Source organism: Chryseobacterium flavum (assembly GCF_003385595.1).
Taxonomy (GTDB): domain Bacteria; phylum Bacteroidota; class Bacteroidia; order Flavobacteriales; family Weeksellaceae; genus Chryseobacterium; species Chryseobacterium flavum.
Genome location: NZ_QNUE01000007.1, coordinates 228,339 through 246,818 on the forward strand (window position 1 = coordinate 228,339; position 18,480 = coordinate 246,818).

At 37.5% G+C, this 18,480-nt stretch carries 13 protein-coding genes and 1 pseudogene; 10 read left to right on the forward strand and 4 right to left on the reverse strand.

Annotation, left to right across the window (positions count from 1 at the left end):
- Nucleotides 1–49: 49 nt before the first annotated feature.
- The gene (locus DRF59_RS11205) at nt 50–793 is read left to right on the forward strand and encodes a T9SS type A sorting domain-containing protein (protein ID WP_115959690.1); all 744 of its coding nucleotides are present in this window, start codon (nt 50–52) and stop codon (nt 791–793) included.
- Nucleotides 794–1,224: 431 nt separating this feature from the next.
- Here DRF59_RS11205 and DRF59_RS11210 read toward each other — a convergent pair whose 3' ends face one another.
- From DRF59_RS11210 to DRF59_RS11220, 3 genes are read right to left on the reverse strand one after another with little or no spacing between them, the layout of a single operon-like run.
- Complete coding sequence (locus tag DRF59_RS11210; protein ID WP_115959831.1) at nt 1,225–2,001, reverse strand: SDR family NAD(P)-dependent oxidoreductase; 777 nt, start codon at nt 1,999–2,001, stop codon at nt 1,225–1,227.
- Nucleotides 2,002–2,041: 40 nt separating this feature from the next.
- Nucleotides 2,042–3,697: a flavin-containing monooxygenase gene (locus tag DRF59_RS11215; protein ID WP_115959692.1), complete on the reverse strand. Its 1,656-nt coding sequence runs from the start codon at nt 3,695–3,697 to the stop codon at nt 2,042–2,044.
- Between the two features lie 30 nt (nt 3,698–3,727).
- Entirely contained in the window at nt 3,728–4,651 is a 924-nt protein-coding gene (locus DRF59_RS11220; RefSeq protein ID WP_115959694.1) for an alpha/beta hydrolase, read from the reverse strand.
- Nucleotides 4,652–4,825: 174 nt separating this feature from the next.
- Between DRF59_RS11220 and DRF59_RS11225 the strand changes: the two genes are divergently transcribed.
- From DRF59_RS11225 to DRF59_RS21115, 4 genes and pseudogenes are all read left to right on the forward strand, one after another.
- Nucleotides 4,826–5,713, forward strand: coding sequence for a helix-turn-helix domain-containing protein (locus DRF59_RS11225; protein WP_115959696.1), 888 nt, complete (start codon nt 4,826–4,828; stop codon nt 5,711–5,713).
- A gap of 13 nt (nt 5,714–5,726) precedes the next feature.
- Nucleotides 5,727–6,244, forward strand: a pseudogene (locus tag DRF59_RS11230) (DNA polymerase III subunit alpha); the annotation flags it as partial.
- Nucleotides 6,245–6,273: 29 nt separating this feature from the next.
- Complete coding sequence (locus DRF59_RS21110) at nt 6,274–6,498, forward strand: alpha-ketoglutarate-dependent dioxygenase AlkB family protein (protein ID WP_241505555.1); 225 nt, start codon at nt 6,274–6,276, stop codon at nt 6,496–6,498.
- Nucleotides 6,499–6,581: 83 nt separating this feature from the next.
- Nucleotides 6,582–6,872, forward strand: a complete 291-nt coding sequence (locus DRF59_RS21115) for an alpha-ketoglutarate-dependent dioxygenase AlkB (protein ID WP_241505564.1) — start codon at nt 6,582–6,584, stop codon at nt 6,870–6,872.
- On the opposite strand, the gene DRF59_RS11240 is transcribed toward DRF59_RS21115, so the two are convergent.
- Nucleotides 6,869–8,035 (reverse strand): NUMOD4 domain-containing protein, encoded by a 1,167-nt coding sequence (locus DRF59_RS11240; protein ID WP_115959698.1) that lies wholly within the window; start codon nt 8,033–8,035, stop codon nt 6,869–6,871. The two genes, DRF59_RS21115 and DRF59_RS11240, sit on opposite strands and share 4 nt — an antisense overlap.
- A 284-nt stretch (nt 8,036–8,319) precedes the next feature.
- On the opposite strand from DRF59_RS11240, the gene DRF59_RS11245 reads away from it, so the two are divergent.
- The 5 genes from DRF59_RS11245 (at nt 8,320) to DRF59_RS11265 (ending at nt 18,479) form a co-directional block, all read left to right on the forward strand.
- Nucleotides 8,320–8,943 carry a hypothetical protein gene (locus DRF59_RS11245; protein WP_115959700.1) on the forward strand — a complete coding sequence of 208 codons (624 nt, stop codon included), beginning with the start codon at nt 8,320–8,322 and terminating at the stop codon, nt 8,941–8,943.
- Nucleotides 8,933–9,064: a hypothetical protein gene (locus DRF59_RS21190; RefSeq protein WP_262510622.1), complete on the forward strand. Its 132-nt coding sequence runs from the start codon at nt 8,933–8,935 to the stop codon at nt 9,062–9,064. Before DRF59_RS11245 ends, DRF59_RS21190 begins: the two co-directional genes overlap by 11 nt.
- Before the next feature lie 1,333 nt (nt 9,065–10,397).
- Nucleotides 10,398–12,023, forward strand: a complete 1,626-nt coding sequence (locus tag DRF59_RS11255) for a T9SS type A sorting domain-containing protein (protein ID WP_115959704.1) — start codon at nt 10,398–10,400, stop codon at nt 12,021–12,023.
- A gap of 3 nt (nt 12,024–12,026) precedes the next feature.
- Nucleotides 12,027–15,125, forward strand: coding sequence for a hypothetical protein (locus DRF59_RS11260; protein WP_115959706.1), 3,099 nt, complete (start codon nt 12,027–12,029; stop codon nt 15,123–15,125).
- A 6-nt stretch (nt 15,126–15,131) separates the two neighbouring features.
- Nucleotides 15,132–18,479, forward strand: coding sequence for a DUF6443 domain-containing protein (locus DRF59_RS11265; RefSeq protein WP_115959708.1), 3,348 nt, complete (start codon nt 15,132–15,134; stop codon nt 18,477–18,479).
- Nucleotide 18,480: the final 1 nt, after the last annotated feature.

Sequence of the window (18,480 nt, forward strand, 5' to 3'; positions counted from 1 at the left end):
TAATCTTGGGATCTAGTTTAAAGATCCCAGGATTAACAAAATAAATTTTATGAAAAAAATCATTTTAATTACAGTCTTTTCAATGCTTTTATCTTCTTATAGTAAAGCGCAGATTGTCCTGGAAAAAGAGGATGGCAGTCCAATAATTAATGGAATTATTACATATAATACTACAACAGAAATCCCGGCCAATCTACATTATAAAATAAAAAATACTTCTTCATCTCCCATAAATGTGCGTATAAAAGTAATGGATATTATTAATGCTACGGGCAGCAATTTTCAATTCTGTTATCTTACCACCTGTTTGCCTTTTATTTCCAAAAACTCAATCTACCCTGCAAACTCAAAGCCAGCCATCAATATACCAGCAAACTCTGAAGTTTCCAGTGGATATACCATGTGGAATTCAGATACAGGAACAGGTGCATTTCCAATTGATTATGTATTTAAATATTATTTGGTAGATGATTTCAACAATGAATATGGTACACCTGTAATATTTACATATAGATATGATCCCGGTGCAATATTACAAGTGGATGATACGCAAAAAAACGAAAAGACTTTTGTACAAATTTCTTCAACCATAATCAAAAACAGTATCGATGTAATCTCTAAAGAAGATCTGTCATACAGCCTATACAATTTAGACGGACGTATTTTATCAGGTGGAACTCTTAAAAAAGGTAAAGATCAGATAGATGTTTCAGTACTAAATTCTGGTATGTATATAATTACATTTAGAAATAATATTGGAAAAACTATTTCTAAAAAAATAATTAAAAATTAATATTATTAGAAATAAGAGATTTGTATAGGAAATTAAAACAGTATTAAATGGTCGGCTGCATAAATATGCAGCCGATTTAATATAGACAAAAAAGTAAGTATAATATTACTGCATTAGGCAGGTTTTCCAGGTTGGAAATAATGACAATTTCATTCATGCTGCAGCAGATTTTTGCGATTGTAATATTTATAAAACATTTCTGGAGATCTTATTGAATCAGTAATTTTTAATAATCATTCTATTTTTTATTGGTTCTATAACAAAAATGCCCTGTTGTTATCTTGGCAACAGGGCAATAATTATGCATATCAAATCGATGTTGATTAAATTTAAATGATCTGATGGTTTCGATTTTTTGACAAAGGAGTAAGAAAAGTTGGTCCTAATAAAAAGATATGCACCGGTTCTGTTTTCGAGATACGTTGCTCAAATTATTGGGAAACAAATCCGCCATCAATCACTAATTCTGTTCCCGTGACATATTTGGATTCATCAGAGGCCAGATACAGGATTCCATAGGCAACATCTATTGCTTCAGCTACATGGGGAGGTAACGGAATGGGTCCGGTGCCAACAATCTGTTCTCCGGAAAAACCAGCGTCCTGCATGGCTTTCTGCATCATCGGAGTCAGGACTCCACCGGGATATACAGAATTACAGCGAATTTTATCCTTGGCAAAATGTTGGGCAATATGTCTGCTAAGTGAACGGACAGAACCTTTTGAAGCACTATATGCCACCGCACCCGCATCAGCATTCATTCCGCCAACCAATGCAGCAATGGAAGCTACATTTACAATTGATCCGCTTCCATTTTTTTTAAGGTAGGGGAGTACAGCTTTTATGCCTAAGAAAACTCCTGTGGAGTTGATGTGCATCAGTTTGTTCCAGGAATCAAGTGTGGTTTCCAATATACCGTTGTCTGCTGAATGAATCGCAGCATTATTGATCAGAATATCTATATTGCCAAAATCAGCTGCTGAACTTAATACCAGGTTATTCCATTCATCTTCCGAGCTGACATCAAGTTTTTTGATACTGATATTGCCGGAATTTTCCAACGGCAAAAATTCCTTTTTTAGAAGTTCTTCCTGTATATCCGTGGCTATAATGCTGGCCCCATGCTGGTGAAATAATTTGGCCGTAGCCAGCCCTATACCGCTTGCAGCACCGGTAATAATGGCAACTTTATTTTTTAATCTTTTCATATGAATATTTTTACTGCTTATTATTTTATTAGTTCCCGGATTATTGTAGAATGAAACCTGCATAATTATTTTTTACAACCTCTTCGCACTTGGCAATATAATTCGGCATACCAGCGATATAGGCCATAAAAACCCTTGGTTTTCCGGGAACATTGGCGCCTACATACCATGAATCTCCTCTTGAAACAAACAGAGGTTTTGCCACATCAATACAATGCTGTACCCATTTATCTTCCTCTGCAAGCTCAGGCTCGATGGTCAATTTATTTGCTGCTTTCATATACTGTATACACTGGCTTACCCATTCTACATGTTGTTCAATGGCTAAGACCATATTACAGAATACTGAAGGGCTTCCGGCTCCGGCTATCATAAACATATTCGGAAAATTATTGCTCATCAGCCCGAGATATGTTCTTGGCCCCTGACTCCATTTTTCTTTTAAGATTTCTCCCTGTTTGCCTGCAATGTCGATCTTATTAATTGCTCCCGTCATGGCATCAAATCCTGTAGCACAGACAATGACATCATATTCATAATCTCTCTCTGTTGTTCTTATTCCATTTTCATAAAATTCAGTGATGGGTTCTTGATTGACATCCACTATATCGACATTTTCCCGGTTAAAGGTTTGGTAATAGTTGGTGTCAATGACAGGTCTTCTGTCTGCATAATGTTTTGACTTTGGAATCAGTGCTGCAGCTTTTTTTGGATCTTTTACAAGCTTTCGGATTCTTTCGTTTAAATATTCGCGCAATCGGGCATCTGTGTTTTCGTCATATTGGATATCAGGAAAATTGGTTACAAAGCCCAGACCAGTTCCCAGATACTTTTCTTCCATCATCTGATGCACTTCTTCTTTCGAAAACGAGCCTAATGTTCTGTCCGGTTCTTTTTTATTTTCAGTCAGCGCCTCGGTTACAGATTCCACGGTAGGGTTTGAATTAAAAAGTATTCCACCCCAGGTTTCACGGGCTTTTTTCCGGATTCTGGAATAGTTCTCTTTCACTGCTTTTGTAAATGGTGGTGTCAGAAGCTGATTTCCGGCCGGAAGAGTGTAATTGGAATCCTTGATAAATACTGTTAGCTTTTCAGCATCTTGCGCAATGACAGGAATGGACTGAATCCCTGAAGAACCTGTACCAATGACAGCGACTCTTTTTCCTTTAAAATCTACCGGTGTAACAGGCCAGTCACCGGTATGATAAAATTCGCCTTTAAAGTCATTCATATTTTTAAAATCAGGGAGCCGCGGAACCGATAAACTTCCAGTGGCCAGGATAAAGTATGAGGCTTCAAAGATCTTACCGTCGTCGGTGTGCACTGACCATATTTTTTTCTCTTCAAGATATTCTGCCTTTACAACTCTGGTGTTGAAAAGAATATTCTTTTTAACATCAAAACGATCTGCTACATGCTGGATATATTTGAGTATTTCCGGCTGGGCCGAATATTTCTCCGACCAGGTCCATTCCTGTTCCAGCTCCTTAGAAAAAGAATAACTATATTCCACACTGGGCACATCGCAGCGTGCTCCGGGATATCTGTTCCAGTACCAGGTTCCTCCTACATCCTCTCCGGCCTCTATTGTCTGAACGGACAATCCGTTTTCTCGAAGTTGATATGTTAGATAGACACCGGCAAAGCCTGCGCCAACAACCAATACGTCAATTTTTTTCACATTTAGTTCATCCATGATTTGTTATGTTTTATTATTAATGACAATTCATTTAATATTTAATATCTGACTGGAAATAATGTCATGGGCATTTTGGCTTGAAGGAGAAATATCTACCCATGTAAAAAATCCGTGCATCTGTCCCTCAAACCTCTTATAAGTTACAGGAACCCCTGATTTTATGAGTCTTACGGCATAATCTTCACCTTCCTGACATAAAGGATCGTACTCAGCTGTGATAATAACCGTTTTAGGCAGTCCGCTCAGATTCTTCGCATAAATGGGAGAAACATAGGGGTCTTTCCGCTTGTTTGGATCAGGAACATAATGATTCCAGAACCATTTCATATCTTCTTTGGAAATGAGAAGCTGGGCTCCATAAGCGTTGTAAGATTCATTGTCAAAATTATCTCCAGTAACGGGACATGCCAATATCTGACAGGCAATTTCAGGGCCTCCTGAATCTCTGGCCCGAAGAGCAGTAACGGCAGCCAGGTTTGCACCGGCGCTTTCGCCACAGATAATTAGGGGAAGAGTTTCTCCGGCAATCTTTTCCATATTTTCTGTTACCCATAAAAGAGCGTTATAGGCGTCATCAGCAGGAATAGGATAAGGGTTTTCAGGGGCTTTACGATAATCAGCCACAACAACAATGCTTTTTGTTTTTTTTGCCAGATACGAAGCATAGGAAATATAACCTGAAGCCTTTCCAACGACCCAACCACCGCCATGATAGAAAATAATTACGGAAGTGGGCTTTTCAAAAGGTGTAATGACGTAAACTTCATTCTGGCCGCCAGATACAGGAATAAGATGTTTTTTGACTGTTTTTATCTGGGACTCATGATCTACTGCTGATGAATTGGAGTCGTAAATGAGCCGTGCCTGCTCCGGCGTACATGTATGGAAGGGAACAGCTCCATATGCTCTCATTTGAGCCAGCACATTTTGGGAAATAGTGTCTAAGTTCATAATTCAATCTGTATTAATATCTGATACAAATTGAATCAATTAATCCTCTTTTTGTTTGACATTTTTTCCTCAATTTTTGATATTTCCTCCTCAATTATCCTTCATTTTTTTTTACTATTTTTAATAGTACAATCCGTATATCCATATGAGAAATAACAATTTAAGTAATCAATTATGAATAATGTAAGAAAAATTCCTTCCCTGAAAATGGATGATTTTATAATGCGATTGATGAAACGCTGGAACACGAAAGGCTTTTTTATCAATTGTCAGGATATTCATGATACTTTTAATCCGCGTCCTTTCAGAGCTGAGTACTATGCAATTGGGGTCTGTACAGCTGGGTTTGCCAGGGTTATGATTAATGGGGAAGAATTGCTCTATGATAAAAACTCATGTGCTGTACTTTTACCCAGTACGGTCTCAGAAGTACTTGAAGTCTCGGGGGATTATCAGGCAATGAGTGTTTATTTCGAAAAGGAATTTCTGCTGAATGATACAAACGGATATTTGTTTGACAAATACCAATTGATGAACAGAAAAGGAATTCCATATATAAAAATTGAAGATCAGGAAACTCGTCTGGTTACTGAATATCTTCAAAGGTTACGCTCAAAAATGGAGGATATTGATCATCTCTTTAGGGATTCTATCATCAGGAGCCAGCTGGTGAGTTTGATAAGTGAACTGGAACACATGTATCTGTTGAATGATATGTCGGCTCCCAGATTAAATCCCCGGATAGGAAGGGAGAAAATTTTATCGGACTTTAAGAAACTCTTAAAAGAATGTTTCAAAAAAGAACATCACACTTCTTTTTATGCAGATGCTCTAAACATCAGTACAAAATACCTGAATGAAATACTTAAAGAGACGACAGGGAAAACAACCAAGAACCTGATCAGTGAGGCCCTGTTAACAGAAGCTAAAATTCTTCTTCGTACCGGACGCTTTAATGTATCGGAAGTAGCAGTCGCCCTGGAATATGATAATCTTGAAGTTTTCAGCCGTTTCTTTAAAAAGCATACCGGGATGAGTCCTTTACAATATAAAAGGTCTTAATCTTTCCAGTGATCTAAAACGGGAACAGTTTGAGGATGCTTTTGATGAAATTGAACTCATTGGTTTTCCTGTTTCATGCAGCCCTTTTGATCTGTTAAAGACCCGATACAGAGGTTCTGTTTTTGTAAAAGATTTATTGAAATTTCATAAGCAGCAGGTTAAAATGCTGGCTTACCTGATCTCAAGAAAGCATGTTCCGACAAAAAAGGGGACTATGTATTTCGGAACCTGGATTGATGTGAACGGAGATTATTTTGACACGGCTCATTTCCCTGACAGCCTGAAGCAGTATGACTTTCAGGGCGCGGATGTTATTTGCTTCTGGGAACCGTGGAAGTCGATTTTCATTTTCCAACCGTTACCATTCATAAAATGGCAAAGATGTCTATGTTTCCTGATCCCCGTTATGCATATGATAAAGAAAAACAATACGATATCCACAGGCAGATTAAGGAAGATGTAAGCATGACTTATAGAAAATCTTATCCGCAGGCGCATGAGATTAGGCTGCCAAGACATAGGATACAATAATAATTGTAAAATTTTTGAGAGTAAGAAGTATGAATCAGTTGAGTTTATTTGATACAGAAGAATTCTATGAATTTCCAAAAAACCTTTTGGAATATAAAGAACATTTTCTAAGTAAGACAGAAGCCGATCAGTTAAAAGATAAGCTGCTCAATACCGCTCCCTGGGAACAGCGTACACAGAAAATGTATGATAAAACGGTATTGACACCACGATTAACAACTTGGTACGGAGATTCAAAAGATTATGGATCTTGAGAAGAGAAAAGACCAACGAATCTGTGGACTCCTGAACTGTTATCACTGAAGAACAGGAGTTTGGCTGTCAGTTTAATGGAGTCTTGCTGAATCTCTACAGAAATCAAAATGATTCGGTGGCATGGCACAGGGATAAAGAAAGCAGATATGGAAAACGGTCTGTTATTGCCTCTATTAGCCTCGGACAAACCAGAAGTTTTGATTTTAGGAAAAAAGACCACCATGCCAGTAAATATAGCTTACCGCTTCCTCACGGTTCACTGCTCATTATGAAAGGTGATTTACAGGAAAACTGGGAACATCGGATTGCCAAATCACCAATACCCATGAAAGAGCGGATTAATCTGACATTTAGATTAGTTCTTAATTCTTAGTTTTTTGATTTGAGTACTGAATAAATTGTTTGCAATGTAAGTTTTGACGGATCCATATTCCATAAAGGCTGGCTTTTATTAACAATGACCCATGTTTTACTATGGATGTCAAATTGCTTAATAAAGCAGTAATATACCCATTTGGTAATAGTTATGCAGGTATTCTTTCCTTCATGGCGCACTAAACAATAAAGCGAGTAGGTCGTTTCAGTGTTTGGTGACAACATTTGAGAAAGAATCTGCTCCCTAAGGTAAACTGTTCTTCCGTAGGAAGTCCATCCAGCCAATCGTTTGACACGTCCTTTATTGGAGATAACAAATCGGTTGTCAAAGCCCGGAATAGTTTTCCAGTGTTCACCCGGAAGGTCTTTCAGAGACAAATTCAAACATGCAGGAGGCATATTCTGATCAATAGCGGGCTTCCCTAATTTTTTCCATAGAGAAGTATTAAGCAGCTTGGCTGTAATATCTGGTTTACCTGTTACCACAAAATCCTCTTTGGTTGGAGTGTAGGATTTTAAAAACCAGCGATATCCGCCTGCTGTTAAAAATTCTTTATTGATAACATCCATAATGCTCTCCGGAGCAATACCCAGCTTTTTTTCTGCTGCATACATGTTTTCAAAATCAGAAAGCAACTTTCCTTCAATATTATACTGGCTGACGGCCTGCATATAGATAACTTTACGATTTTTTGTTCTGTTCTTCTCAAACTGTTTGAGCCGCAACTTATGGGATGAAATTTTCTTTAAATTCCGGTAATGTGTATGAAGTTTGTTTTCATCTTTGGTGGTAATAAGAATAGAACGGTCATAATAATCAAATTTTTCTATAAAATGATAATAGACAAGCCGAATTACAGACTTTCTATGTTTGTGGCCGTCTAATGATAGAGAGCAATGGACACTATAATTATAATTCTGTAGGTAATTATTGGTATGCTTTACAAAAATCAGTTTCATGATCAGTTCCGGCAGTTTCCATTCTTTACCACTAGGAAGAGAAGTAAACCGTTCACGACTTTTTATACGGCCATAGTTAGAAATCATATAATTTTCGTAGTTCTCAATAAGCTTCCATTCTTCGTCCGGGAGATCTTGTAGAGAAGTATTGTATAAAACTTCTTCTACGTATTGATCCTCAAATTCAGCAGGTAATGTCATATGCAAACAATTATAGGGAAAATATTGTGATAATATCTATTTAATAACAAAAATAAAAAACAAATGTAAGCTCCTTTTTTTGGAATTGTGCGCATATTTAAAAATGAGCTTTTTACATTAAGTAAATTGTCAGTTTTACAAAATCTACAGCTAAATCAGTAGATGTAAATGAATACCGTTTCAGGAAAAAACTAAACATACAACTTAGTGTGAATTATTTTGTTTTATTTCAACATTTTAAATTATTATATTTGTGGAAACTAATACTACGTTTATTAATAAGAATGAAAATATTTGAAGTTGAAAGTAAACTAGAAACTAATTTAAAACAGTTGGAGTTTTATTATGAACTGTTCGATAAACTTGAAAGTAAATATTCCTTTTTGATTGTAATTTATTCCTTCATATTTCTGTACACAATTGAATTATTTAAATTTTTTATTGAAGTTAAATTTCTTGATATAAATATAATATTTACTTTATTATTTGCGTTGTTTGTAATTTTGTTAACAGTATCATTAGTCCTCACATACCAATTACAGAAACCGATTGATATTTATTATACTCATGAACCTAATTATTATTATAATGATATTTTAAATGAATACAAAAAAAAATTAAATATCGGAGACGACATAAATGAAGATCAGGAATATTTATTGAATGAGTATGTAAATATCACATACCTTCAAGAGCAAGAAATTGCGCTTTCAAAGAATATTAAAGCTTATAGAAGTAAACGAAAAAAGTATTACCATAACTTCAATGTAATTTTAGTTACATTGATTCTATATGTTATTACATCGAGTTTTGTTATATTTGAAAAGAGAAAAGAAAACAATTCATTTGATCTTAAAAATTATAAAGAAATTATTAACTATTTAAATTCAAGTAAAGATGGCAGATAAACCAAAAGTGGATCCTAAAATGATTATTACAAGTGATCCAATAGCAATAAAACAAGGTGGTGTAACATCTACTCCAAAGGAAACTATTAGACAAATTCCTAAAATTCCTAAAACAAAATAATAAAAACAGCCTTTAGTTAAAGGCTGTTTTTATTATTTTGATAGTTATCGGAAACTGTTTTCCAAATATGTTCTTACCTTCATTATTTAATGGAAGTTTAAATGATGTTAAATCGATGCCATGTGTATGGTTTATATTTTTAATTCTTCATTGATCTTGGCTCTCCGAAATAGATCTTTATATTATCACTTAAAAAGTTTAATTCATGAGGTTTCTCAATGCCGATTAAGTACTTCTTAAATCAATGTGTTCATTGTCTTGGACAATAATGGTTCTATTTCGAAGTTAACTCTTTTCTTTAAGTGCAAACTAACGTACTTTATACTAAGAAAATAATCAGAATAATCTTAAATAATCCCATTGATAGGATAGATAATAATCTTGAAATTTCAAAATCATTAATGTAATTGCCCGAAATGCAAAATAAAATCATCCTCAAATTTAATACTATAAAATATCATTCATTAAAACAAGATATTTATATAACATTCTGATTTTCAGATAATAATGTAATGGTTTAATCAATTGTTTTTCTTATTTTTGAAAAAAACAAGAACATGAAAAACTTTAATGTTGCAGATTTGTGGAGCAGGGATAAAAGGAGCTTGATCATTTTATTCTATATTCCTGCTTTAAGTATGGTTTACCATATCTCTGCTATTTCATTTAAGGTATATACCTTCTTTTTTATTATGGGAATGTTATGCCTTACTGTATTAAATCTAAGTAAGAATACTACTTTTAAAAGACTTGCATTTTCATTTATAGGTGGATTATTCTTATTTTTGCTAGGATTTTTACTTTATAGTATGTAAAAGTTTATGTAAAGTATTGATAGGCTGATCTGAATAGATCACTGCTAAAGCCAATAATGAATTTCCGTAAAAATACGGTGACTAATGTCTTTAAGGATTCATTACTTTTGGTTCATGATTTTAACGATACACAGCGTAAGCTATCATATTGGTTACTGAAAACCGCTAATTTTCAAAAGGAAACCCAATAGATAGACTTACGCCCGTGCCCTCATATGGGCGTGGGCTGAGTCTTTCTGGTTTCCTGGTTCTTAGCGGTACCACAGTAACAGATTGGCTTCAGTTCCACGCCTTTCGTTTTTGATCATAAAATTTGTAGGATGCTAAGCAATTATATTTAAATGCGACACAATTTGTCGCTATGCGTTAGTAGTTTTGTATTAGATCACATTTAAAAACTATTTCTATGAAAACACATTGTTTATTATGGTGGAACCGGCCACCTTAAAGCCCATACATACAAATGGTATTCCCGTTTTTGGGAATTAAATCTTTTTAATCACATTAAATTACAGACAATGAAAAAAATTTATCTTGGTGCATTGACGTTATGCACAGCCCTGGGTATGTCTGCCCAGGAAACGATCTGGCAGAAAGACATCAAATCCTCCACACAGGATTTTTTGAGCCAGGTAACCACGACCATTGACCAGCAGTATTTAATTACAGGAAGCAGCATTCAAAGCGATAAGCTTCAGGCTCCGGGAAGTAAGCAGAATAACGGCTATGACTTCCACCTGGTGAAACTGAACCAGCAGGGCGAACAAGTCTGGGAGAAATACTTTTCCGGCCAGAACCATGACTATTTATCCGCAACAGTAGCCACGCAGGATGGTGGATTTTTAATTTCAGGAACCTCCTATTCCGGGAAAGGACTGGATAAGAAAGAAGCATCCAAAGGTGGTTCAGATATCTGGCTGATCCGTTTGAATGAATTCGGGGATGAACTCTGGCAGAAAACCTTGGGCACATCTTCAGATGAAGAAGCCAGGGCAGTAATCCAGACTACAGATTTAGGCTTTTTTGTAGCAGGAAACGTACACAACTCACCCAAAGGCTATGGTTCCAAAGATGCCTGGATCATCAGATTGGATAAAGATGGAAAAGAACTGTCACAACTTATTTTAGGAGGAAAAGGCCTGGATGAGGTAGAGAAAATGATTCCCACGAAAGACGGTGGAGTCTTATTAGGAGTGTATTCCAGAAGCTCCGGGATCCGTGATTCGGAAGTAAGGAATCCGGCTGATCCATCTGCCCACCGGAACTTGTCCTCTGCAGCTTCTACAGCCATAAGCTATTTGCCAAAATCCAGCAGCAACTTCGGTGAAGGGGATTACTGGATCATAAAGTTAGATAAGAACGGAAAGGTGGAATGGGAAAAGAACTATGGGGGAGCCGGAGATGACCATTTACGGACCCTTTCTCTGAAATCCGATGGATATATTATCGGTGGCGAATCAAGATCAGAGAGATCCGGTAACAAGACTACAGGAATAGAAGAAGGCACGGACTTATGGCTGATTGCCCTTGACGAACGTGGCAATGAACAGTGGCAGAAATCTTACAATTTTAAAAACCGTGATATCCTGATGGGAATGAATGTTCTTCATTCAGCAGATGATAAAGGAACCAAGGGAATTCTTTTAGGAGGCTACACCCAGGCAGAAGGAAGAATAGAAACCGGGGATGAAACCTTCTGGATGCTGTACCTGGATGGCAATGGCAATGAACAGTGGAGAAAGCATGTAAAAGAGGAATCTAAAAAGAAGGAGGAAAGGCTTTCAGATCTGAGGCTTAACCGGGATGGCTCGATAATCCTTGCAGGAACCAGTGCAGAAGAGCTGGGGAAAGAAAACTGGAAGATTGTAAAGCTTGGTGACAGACAGGTAGACCAGCTGATCGAGAAACGTGACATTAAGATCTATCCGAACCCGGTATCTGATTATGCTTATGTGGAAATAGGTTTTGCCTTTAAAGATGCTCAAATTACAGTTTACGATATGAGCGGAAGACAGCTCCAAAGCCTCACAACAAAGAATTCTGTAACCAAGATCAATACTCAGGCTTTGATACAGGGAGCTTACCTGGTGACTATAAAAACAAATGATAACAAAACAGCGAATGCTAAACTGATTAAGAAATAACAAATGAAAAAATATTTTACTTTTTCCGCATTGACTTTAGCGGTGTATTTTCTGCATGCACAGATCAACAGCGGAAAACCATACAGTCCTATAATTTTTAGCAACAGTCCTATTGCGGCGAGCTTAGGACAGTATAATCCGACCTCAATAGATTTATTTTCCGGACAACCCAATATCAGCTTTAATCTTTTTAGCTTTTCGAGAGAAGGATATGATCTGAGCCTGGATCTCTCCTATAACCTGGCATCAATAAAGCCTGATATTTTACCTACATGGACAGGCGCGGGATGGAACCTTAATGCAGGTGGAGTGATCACCCGTTCCGTGAACGGCGGAGTGGATGAAGTGATGGTGGGAATGAATGGTGAGACGGTACCAAACAGATATTCTTATTATGATAATTTTAGCTCACTGGATAATGACCAGTGGGATTCCACCACAGCACTAGCACAATTTATCAATAACAACCGTTCCATTGGAGGTGGAACCAGGACAGCATATCCTGCACCTGATGAATTCAACTTCAATGTGAATGGAATGTCAGGGTCTTTCTACAAAGACCATAAAGGAAAATGGGTGATCGCATCCGGAGATTTTAAAGACATTAAAATTGAAGATGAACTGGCCACAGACTTTTCTTTATATGAAGATGGACGCCATGCCATTAATAGTAAAACCCATAAAATCAAAAGGATTATTTATGGTTTTACATTGACTGACCAAAAAGGAATCCGCTATATCTTCGGTAAAACGCCTCAGTCCATTGAATTTTCCGCAACACCTTATATTTCGCCCGCAGATCCCTATAATCCACATTTTATCGCTAATTCATGGTTTTTGACAAAGGTTATCCTGCCAAGTAATTTTGAGATCACCTTTAATTATTTGCGGGAAAATAAAGCCTTGTTTAAAATGCACCATACTTTTGCATCAATGGATTATAAGGTAGGCAATGTAAATGCTGGCGGGCAGCAGAAAATAACTAAAAATCCTGAACGTACTTTTGTGGTCTATCCAAAAGATATTAATATCAATAATATTTATACGATAGAGTTTCTTAAAAGTACAGCAAATGTTGCGCAGTATAATTTTACTGGTATAAGCAATACCCAATGGAATTCTTCTTTCGGATATGACCATCATTTCGGTGTGGATCTCATGGCTGCCAAACAATTTTACAAACTGGATAAAATTTCTATTAAAAAGGATTCAGTGATTGAAGAGGTAAGCTTTTCCTACCTGGAGGATCCTGCTAAAAAATTATTCCTGACAGGCTTTAACAGAAATGGACAGTCATATCAGCTGGAATATTACTCTACGGACTTACCTGGGTTTAACCTGATGAAAAATGATCATTGGGGATATTTTAACAACAAAACTTACCTGGGTACAGTTACTCCGGCCAATGGACTCAAATATTCGCTTGATCAGATGAAAAATGTACTGCCTGCCTATAAGGAAACTGATCCGGCCCAATTAACCCTGGGAGTACTGAAAAAAATTATTTACCCAACAAAAGGTTCTAATGAATTTGTGTATGAACCACATGAATACAGCAAGGTCATTGATGTACAAAACACAACGCCTTATGAATTTGTCCTGGAATCTTCTGTCAACAAAATTGCCGGAGGTCTCCGGATTAAGAAAACCATAACCGCCCCCGGGGATGGCCAGAATATTGTAAAGGAATATTTTTATACCGATACAGGAACCACGACGGGAGTGTCCTCAGGGATATTGTCTGCTAAGCCCGTTCATTTTGAAGAGGACCGGAACAGTACTGCATATCAATACCGCTTTGCTGACATGCCGGTTCTTCAGGATAATAATACAAAGGGGAAGCATGTGGTTTATAGTAAGGTGACAGAAAGAGTGGGGGGAACAGATTTGGGAGGTACCACCGAATATGTTTTTTCCAACAGTGATAACGGGTTTATCGACAAACGGGCCAATACCATTTCCTTTATGTCTTTTGGAAACCAGGCTACCTATAATAATCTGAGACACCTTAAATACAATTCCCTGGAATCTGAAAGAGGCAAGCCCCTGAGTGTGACCAAAAAAGACAAGGATGGCAAAATAGTACAAAAAACAACCTATAAATACAACGATGCCCCTGCCAGGTTTAACAGTACAGTCAGGGCTTACGATTTTCAGGACAATGTGTATGGTGAACCTTATTATCACGGAGCATTTACCCATCTGAACGGAATGGCTGAATTGATCCGGTTATCTGCCTATAATATTTACAGCTATAACCCTTACCTGAGTGAAAAACAAGATGTGTATTACAAAGATAATGTTGCCAGCTTAACAGAAACAACAAAATATACCTACGGAAGTGCGCAGCACAATCAGGTTACCAAAGAAGAATTTCTTGATGGGTCAGGTGTTACCACAACTACGGCATTTAATTATGCCCATGAAAAGGGGAATCAGTTCATGATCCTGAAAAACATGATTGGTATTCCACTGGAAACGACCATAACAAAAACAGACGCAGGAACGTCAATGACAAGCTCAAAAGAGGGAACCGTATACCCAGCCAGCCAGACTGAAGCTGATACTAAAACCGCAGGTTTAGCATTGCCAATGTCCATTTTATCTTATAATCTGCATACCAGTCCTATATCAGAAGTTCAGGAAGTGAGTTTTGATAAATACAATGCAAAAGGTAACCTCACCCAATATACACCGAAAGGAGGTTCTCCGGTGACTGTGATATGGGGCTATAATGATACGGTACCGATTGCAAAGATTGAAGGAGCTGCCCTTGCTAATATTTCCCAAGCATTAATTGATGGGATTGTGACTGCATCAAATACGGATGCTTCAGCAGGCGCAAATAATGATGAAACCTCTTTTATTTCTGCATTGGACAGTTTTAGGAAAAACAGCAGCCTGTCTGCATTTCAGGTTACAACCTATAGCTATGATCCGTTGGTGGGACTTAGGAGCCTGACTCCTCCATCTGGAGTAAGGGAAGTTTACTTCTATGATACATTAAACAGATTAAAGGAGGTAAAGCAGCAACAGAAAGATGATGCCGGGAACCTTGTCTATAAAACCGTAAAAGAGTATAGCTATAACTACAAGCAGTAATAACCTATGAAAAGATATAATTTATTTAAATCACGAATATTGACCCTGTTAGGGTTAACCATACTTGGTATTGCCAAGGCGCAAACTTTAACTGAAAACTACATCCGGTCACAAACTTGCTTAAGTTCAGACTGTATCAAAAAGACAGAGACCTTAACTTATTATGATGGTCTGGGAAGACCTAAACAGGTGGTTAATGTTAAAGCAACGCCTACCGGTAAAGATTTTGTTACGCCTGTTGTATATGATGTTTTCGGTCGGCAGGCAAAAGAAATTTTGCCCACTCCTGTAAACACCTTAAACGGGGGAATCCATACAGGAATTATAAATGAAAATAATGCAAATATTTACTATGGTGTAACAAATGCATTTTCGGAAACGCAGTTTGAGAGTTCACCCCTTGGAAGAATTGAGCGCCTGGCACACCCGGGAGAACCGTGGAAAATGACTGGAGGAAAAGTGCTGCAATATAGCTATAGCTTTAATGTTCAAAATGAGGTCAAAAAGTTTATAGCTACTTCATCCCTAAGTAATGGGAGTACTATTTCTACTTTAAAATTATCCACTGAGAATACAGCATATGCCTCAGGGGGAGTATATAAACCTGGAACATTGTATAAAACCATTGCTACAGATGAGGATGGTAATCCAGTAACTGAATTTAAAAATGGAAGTGGACAGACCCTCCTTATCCGTAAAACTGATGGTAGTCAAAATTTAGATACTTATTATGTATATAACGAATATGACCAGCTGGCATTTATTGTTCCTCCAAAAGCAGTAAAAAATATCCTGACCAGTCTTATCGTTACGCCTGAAATTGTTGATGAGTTTTGTTTCCAATATCGATATGATGGAAAAGACCGGCAGGTGGAAAAGAAAATTCCCGGCAAAGGTTGGGAACATATGGTGTACAATAAGGCAGACCAGTTAGTTATGTCACGTGATGCCGTATTGTCCCAACAAGGAAAATGGTTGTTCACCAAATACGATGAATTTGGCAGGGTGGCCTATACAGGTATTTCTAATAATGCCGCATCACGCCAGACGGTGCAAAATAGTATAGATGCTAACACCAATCTATTTGAAAAAAGAAGCACAACGGCTTTTACAAATAGCGGCATGGCCGTGTATTACACAAACCTGAGTGGACCTACAACAGTAACCCATGTGCTTACAGTCAACTATTATGACACGTACCCTTCGGGTGCACCTGCCGTCCCTGCCGAAGTATTGGGACAAAAAACAATGACCGCAACAGTGGGAACAGACCCATTTTACACAAAAGGACTTCAGACAGCATCCTATGTTAAAAATATCGAAGACGACAGTTGGACAAAAACTTTCAGTTACTATGATACAAAAGGCAGGCTTATCGCTTCTAAGTTAACTAACCATCTGGGAGGTTACACCAACCGCGATATAAAATTAGATTTCACGGGTCTTATTGAAGAAAATTACACCTATCATAAAAGAACTTCAGCGGATACGGAGACTAAAATTAAAGAAACGTTCGTATATGATTCCCAGAACAGGCTTGTAAAACAATATCACCAGGTCAATTCTTTGGCTGAGGAACTTTTATCTGACAATACCTACAATGACTTAGGGCAGCTTATCAATAAAAAAACAGGAAATACGACTGGGACTCCACTCCAGTCAATCGATTATACCTATAACATCCGCGGTTGGCTAACGTCGATAAACAACCCTAATAAAGCAGGAGGTTTTACAGGGAAACTGTTCGGCCTGGAATTGAAGTATGATAATCCTGTTAATGCTTTTGCAGGTGCCGCCAAATTTAACGGCAATATTTCCCAAGCGGATTGGAAGACGGCTAACGATGGAGTATTAAGAAGGTATACTTACGAGTATGATAAAATAAACAGGCTAGTTCATGGTGCATATTCAAAACCCGGAGCTACGGTTGAAAACACTATGGCCTATACGGAATGGCTAATGTATGATGAAAATGGGAATATCGTTCATATAGACCGATATGGAGGTAGTGACGGGAATCAGCCGGAAATGATTGATGAACTGGAATACACCTATAATGGAAACAGGCTTATCAATATTAGCGATAATACGTTCAATCCATCCGGATATCCCGTAGGTGGTCAGAACATTGGTTATGATCTGAACGGCAACATGACAGATCATAAGGATAGGAAGATTAACAGCATTTCCTATAACCATCTCAACCTTCCTGTAACCGTTAATATGGTTCAGGGATCGGGAATTGGAACTTCTAGAAATGGAAATATCATCGACTTTAAGTATATGGCAAATGGTAACAAAGTTGAAAAGATAACCGATTATGTAAATCCGTATACAACGGATCTCACTTATACTGATTACCTGGGAGAGTTCCAATACGAAAGAACCTATGTCAAATCGAATACCGCAACCAATCCCTCTGATTCGGGATATTTGCTTCAGTTTTTTCCAACAAGTGAAGGCTATTACGATTTTCAAAAGAAACGTTATATTTACAATTATGTAGATCAGGTTGGAAATGTAAGGCTCAGTTACTACAAAAATGCTTCCGGAGCTGCTGTAATTGACAAAGAAACTAACTACTATCCATTCGGATTGGAACATATGGGGTACAATGGAGGGTTGTCCCAGCTTCAGACCTATCGTTATGGTTTCCAGAATCAGGAAAGACAATCAGAGACAGGATGGAGTTCTTTCAAATGGCGGAATTATGATCCTGCAATGGCCAGGTTCTTTAATGTTGACCCGTTAAGTGAAAAATATGGCTATCAGTCACCTTATAATTTCTCAGAGAACAGGGTTGTCGATGGCCGAGAACTGGAAGGGTTAGAATGGATACCCATACCAATTTATCGAGGGGGTGCTGCTGTACCGCCCCCACCGCATGGAGGAGGCTCGGGAATCTACGAGCAGGCGAAGAGTAATGCCATTAATAATTACAATGGATTATTACGAGTTATTGGTACTCAGATAAATGTCGCTGCCACAGTAGGTTCTACCGGATTAGTGATTGCAAAAAGTGTTCTAAACAGCGAAGGAAACAGTAAAGCTGAAAATAAAGGAAGTGATACAAATAATAAAAATAATAATGAAGGATTATCTAATATACCTAAACCCGGGAAAGGAAAAGGAACTGTAGATAAAAAAGATAGAGATCCTAAGAGAACTTTATCAGAAAAAGATAAAAAGAAGTTGATTGAAGAAAAAGATGGCAAGTGTGAAGGTTGCGGTAAGGAAGTAGATAGTAAAACATCTGATGCTCATCATACTAAAAGACATGCCGATGGTGGTGAAACAACAAAAGACAACACTAATATCCTTTGTAAGGACTGTCATAAAGAAATACATAGATAAA

What these genes read in the sequence shown, in the direction of transcription:
- DRF59_RS11205 (WP_115959690.1), top strand. Translation starts at nt 50, where the DNA reads ATGAAAAAAATCATTTTAATTACAGTCTTTTCAATGCTTTTATCTTCT.
- DRF59_RS11210 (WP_115959831.1), bottom strand. Translation starts at nt 2,001, where the DNA reads ATGAAAAGATTAAAAAATAAAGTTGCCATTATTACCGGTGCTGCAAGC.
- DRF59_RS11215 (WP_115959692.1), bottom strand. Translation starts at nt 3,697, where the DNA reads ATGGATGAACTAAATGTGAAAAAAATTGACGTATTGGTTGTTGGCGCA.
- DRF59_RS11220 (WP_115959694.1), bottom strand. Translation starts at nt 4,651, where the DNA reads ATGAACTTAGACACTATTTCCCAAAATGTGCTGGCTCAAATGAGAGCA.
- DRF59_RS11225 (WP_115959696.1), top strand. Translation starts at nt 4,826, where the DNA reads ATGAATAATGTAAGAAAAATTCCTTCCCTGAAAATGGATGATTTTATA.
- DRF59_RS21110 (WP_241505555.1), top strand. Translation starts at nt 6,274, where the DNA reads ATGAATCAGTTGAGTTTATTTGATACAGAAGAATTCTATGAATTTCCA.
- DRF59_RS11240 (WP_115959698.1), bottom strand. Translation starts at nt 8,035, where the DNA reads ATGACATTACCTGCTGAATTTGAGGATCAATACGTAGAAGAAGTTTTA.
- DRF59_RS11245 (WP_115959700.1), top strand. Translation starts at nt 8,320, where the DNA reads ATGAAAATATTTGAAGTTGAAAGTAAACTAGAAACTAATTTAAAACAG.
- DRF59_RS21190 (WP_262510622.1), top strand. Translation starts at nt 8,933, where the DNA reads ATGGCAGATAAACCAAAAGTGGATCCTAAAATGATTATTACAAGTGAT.
- DRF59_RS11255 (WP_115959704.1), top strand. Translation starts at nt 10,398, where the DNA reads ATGAAAAAAATTTATCTTGGTGCATTGACGTTATGCACAGCCCTGGGT.
- DRF59_RS11260 (WP_115959706.1), top strand. Translation starts at nt 12,027, where the DNA reads ATGAAAAAATATTTTACTTTTTCCGCATTGACTTTAGCGGTGTATTTT.
- DRF59_RS11265 (WP_115959708.1), top strand. Translation starts at nt 15,132, where the DNA reads ATGAAAAGATATAATTTATTTAAATCACGAATATTGACCCTGTTAGGG.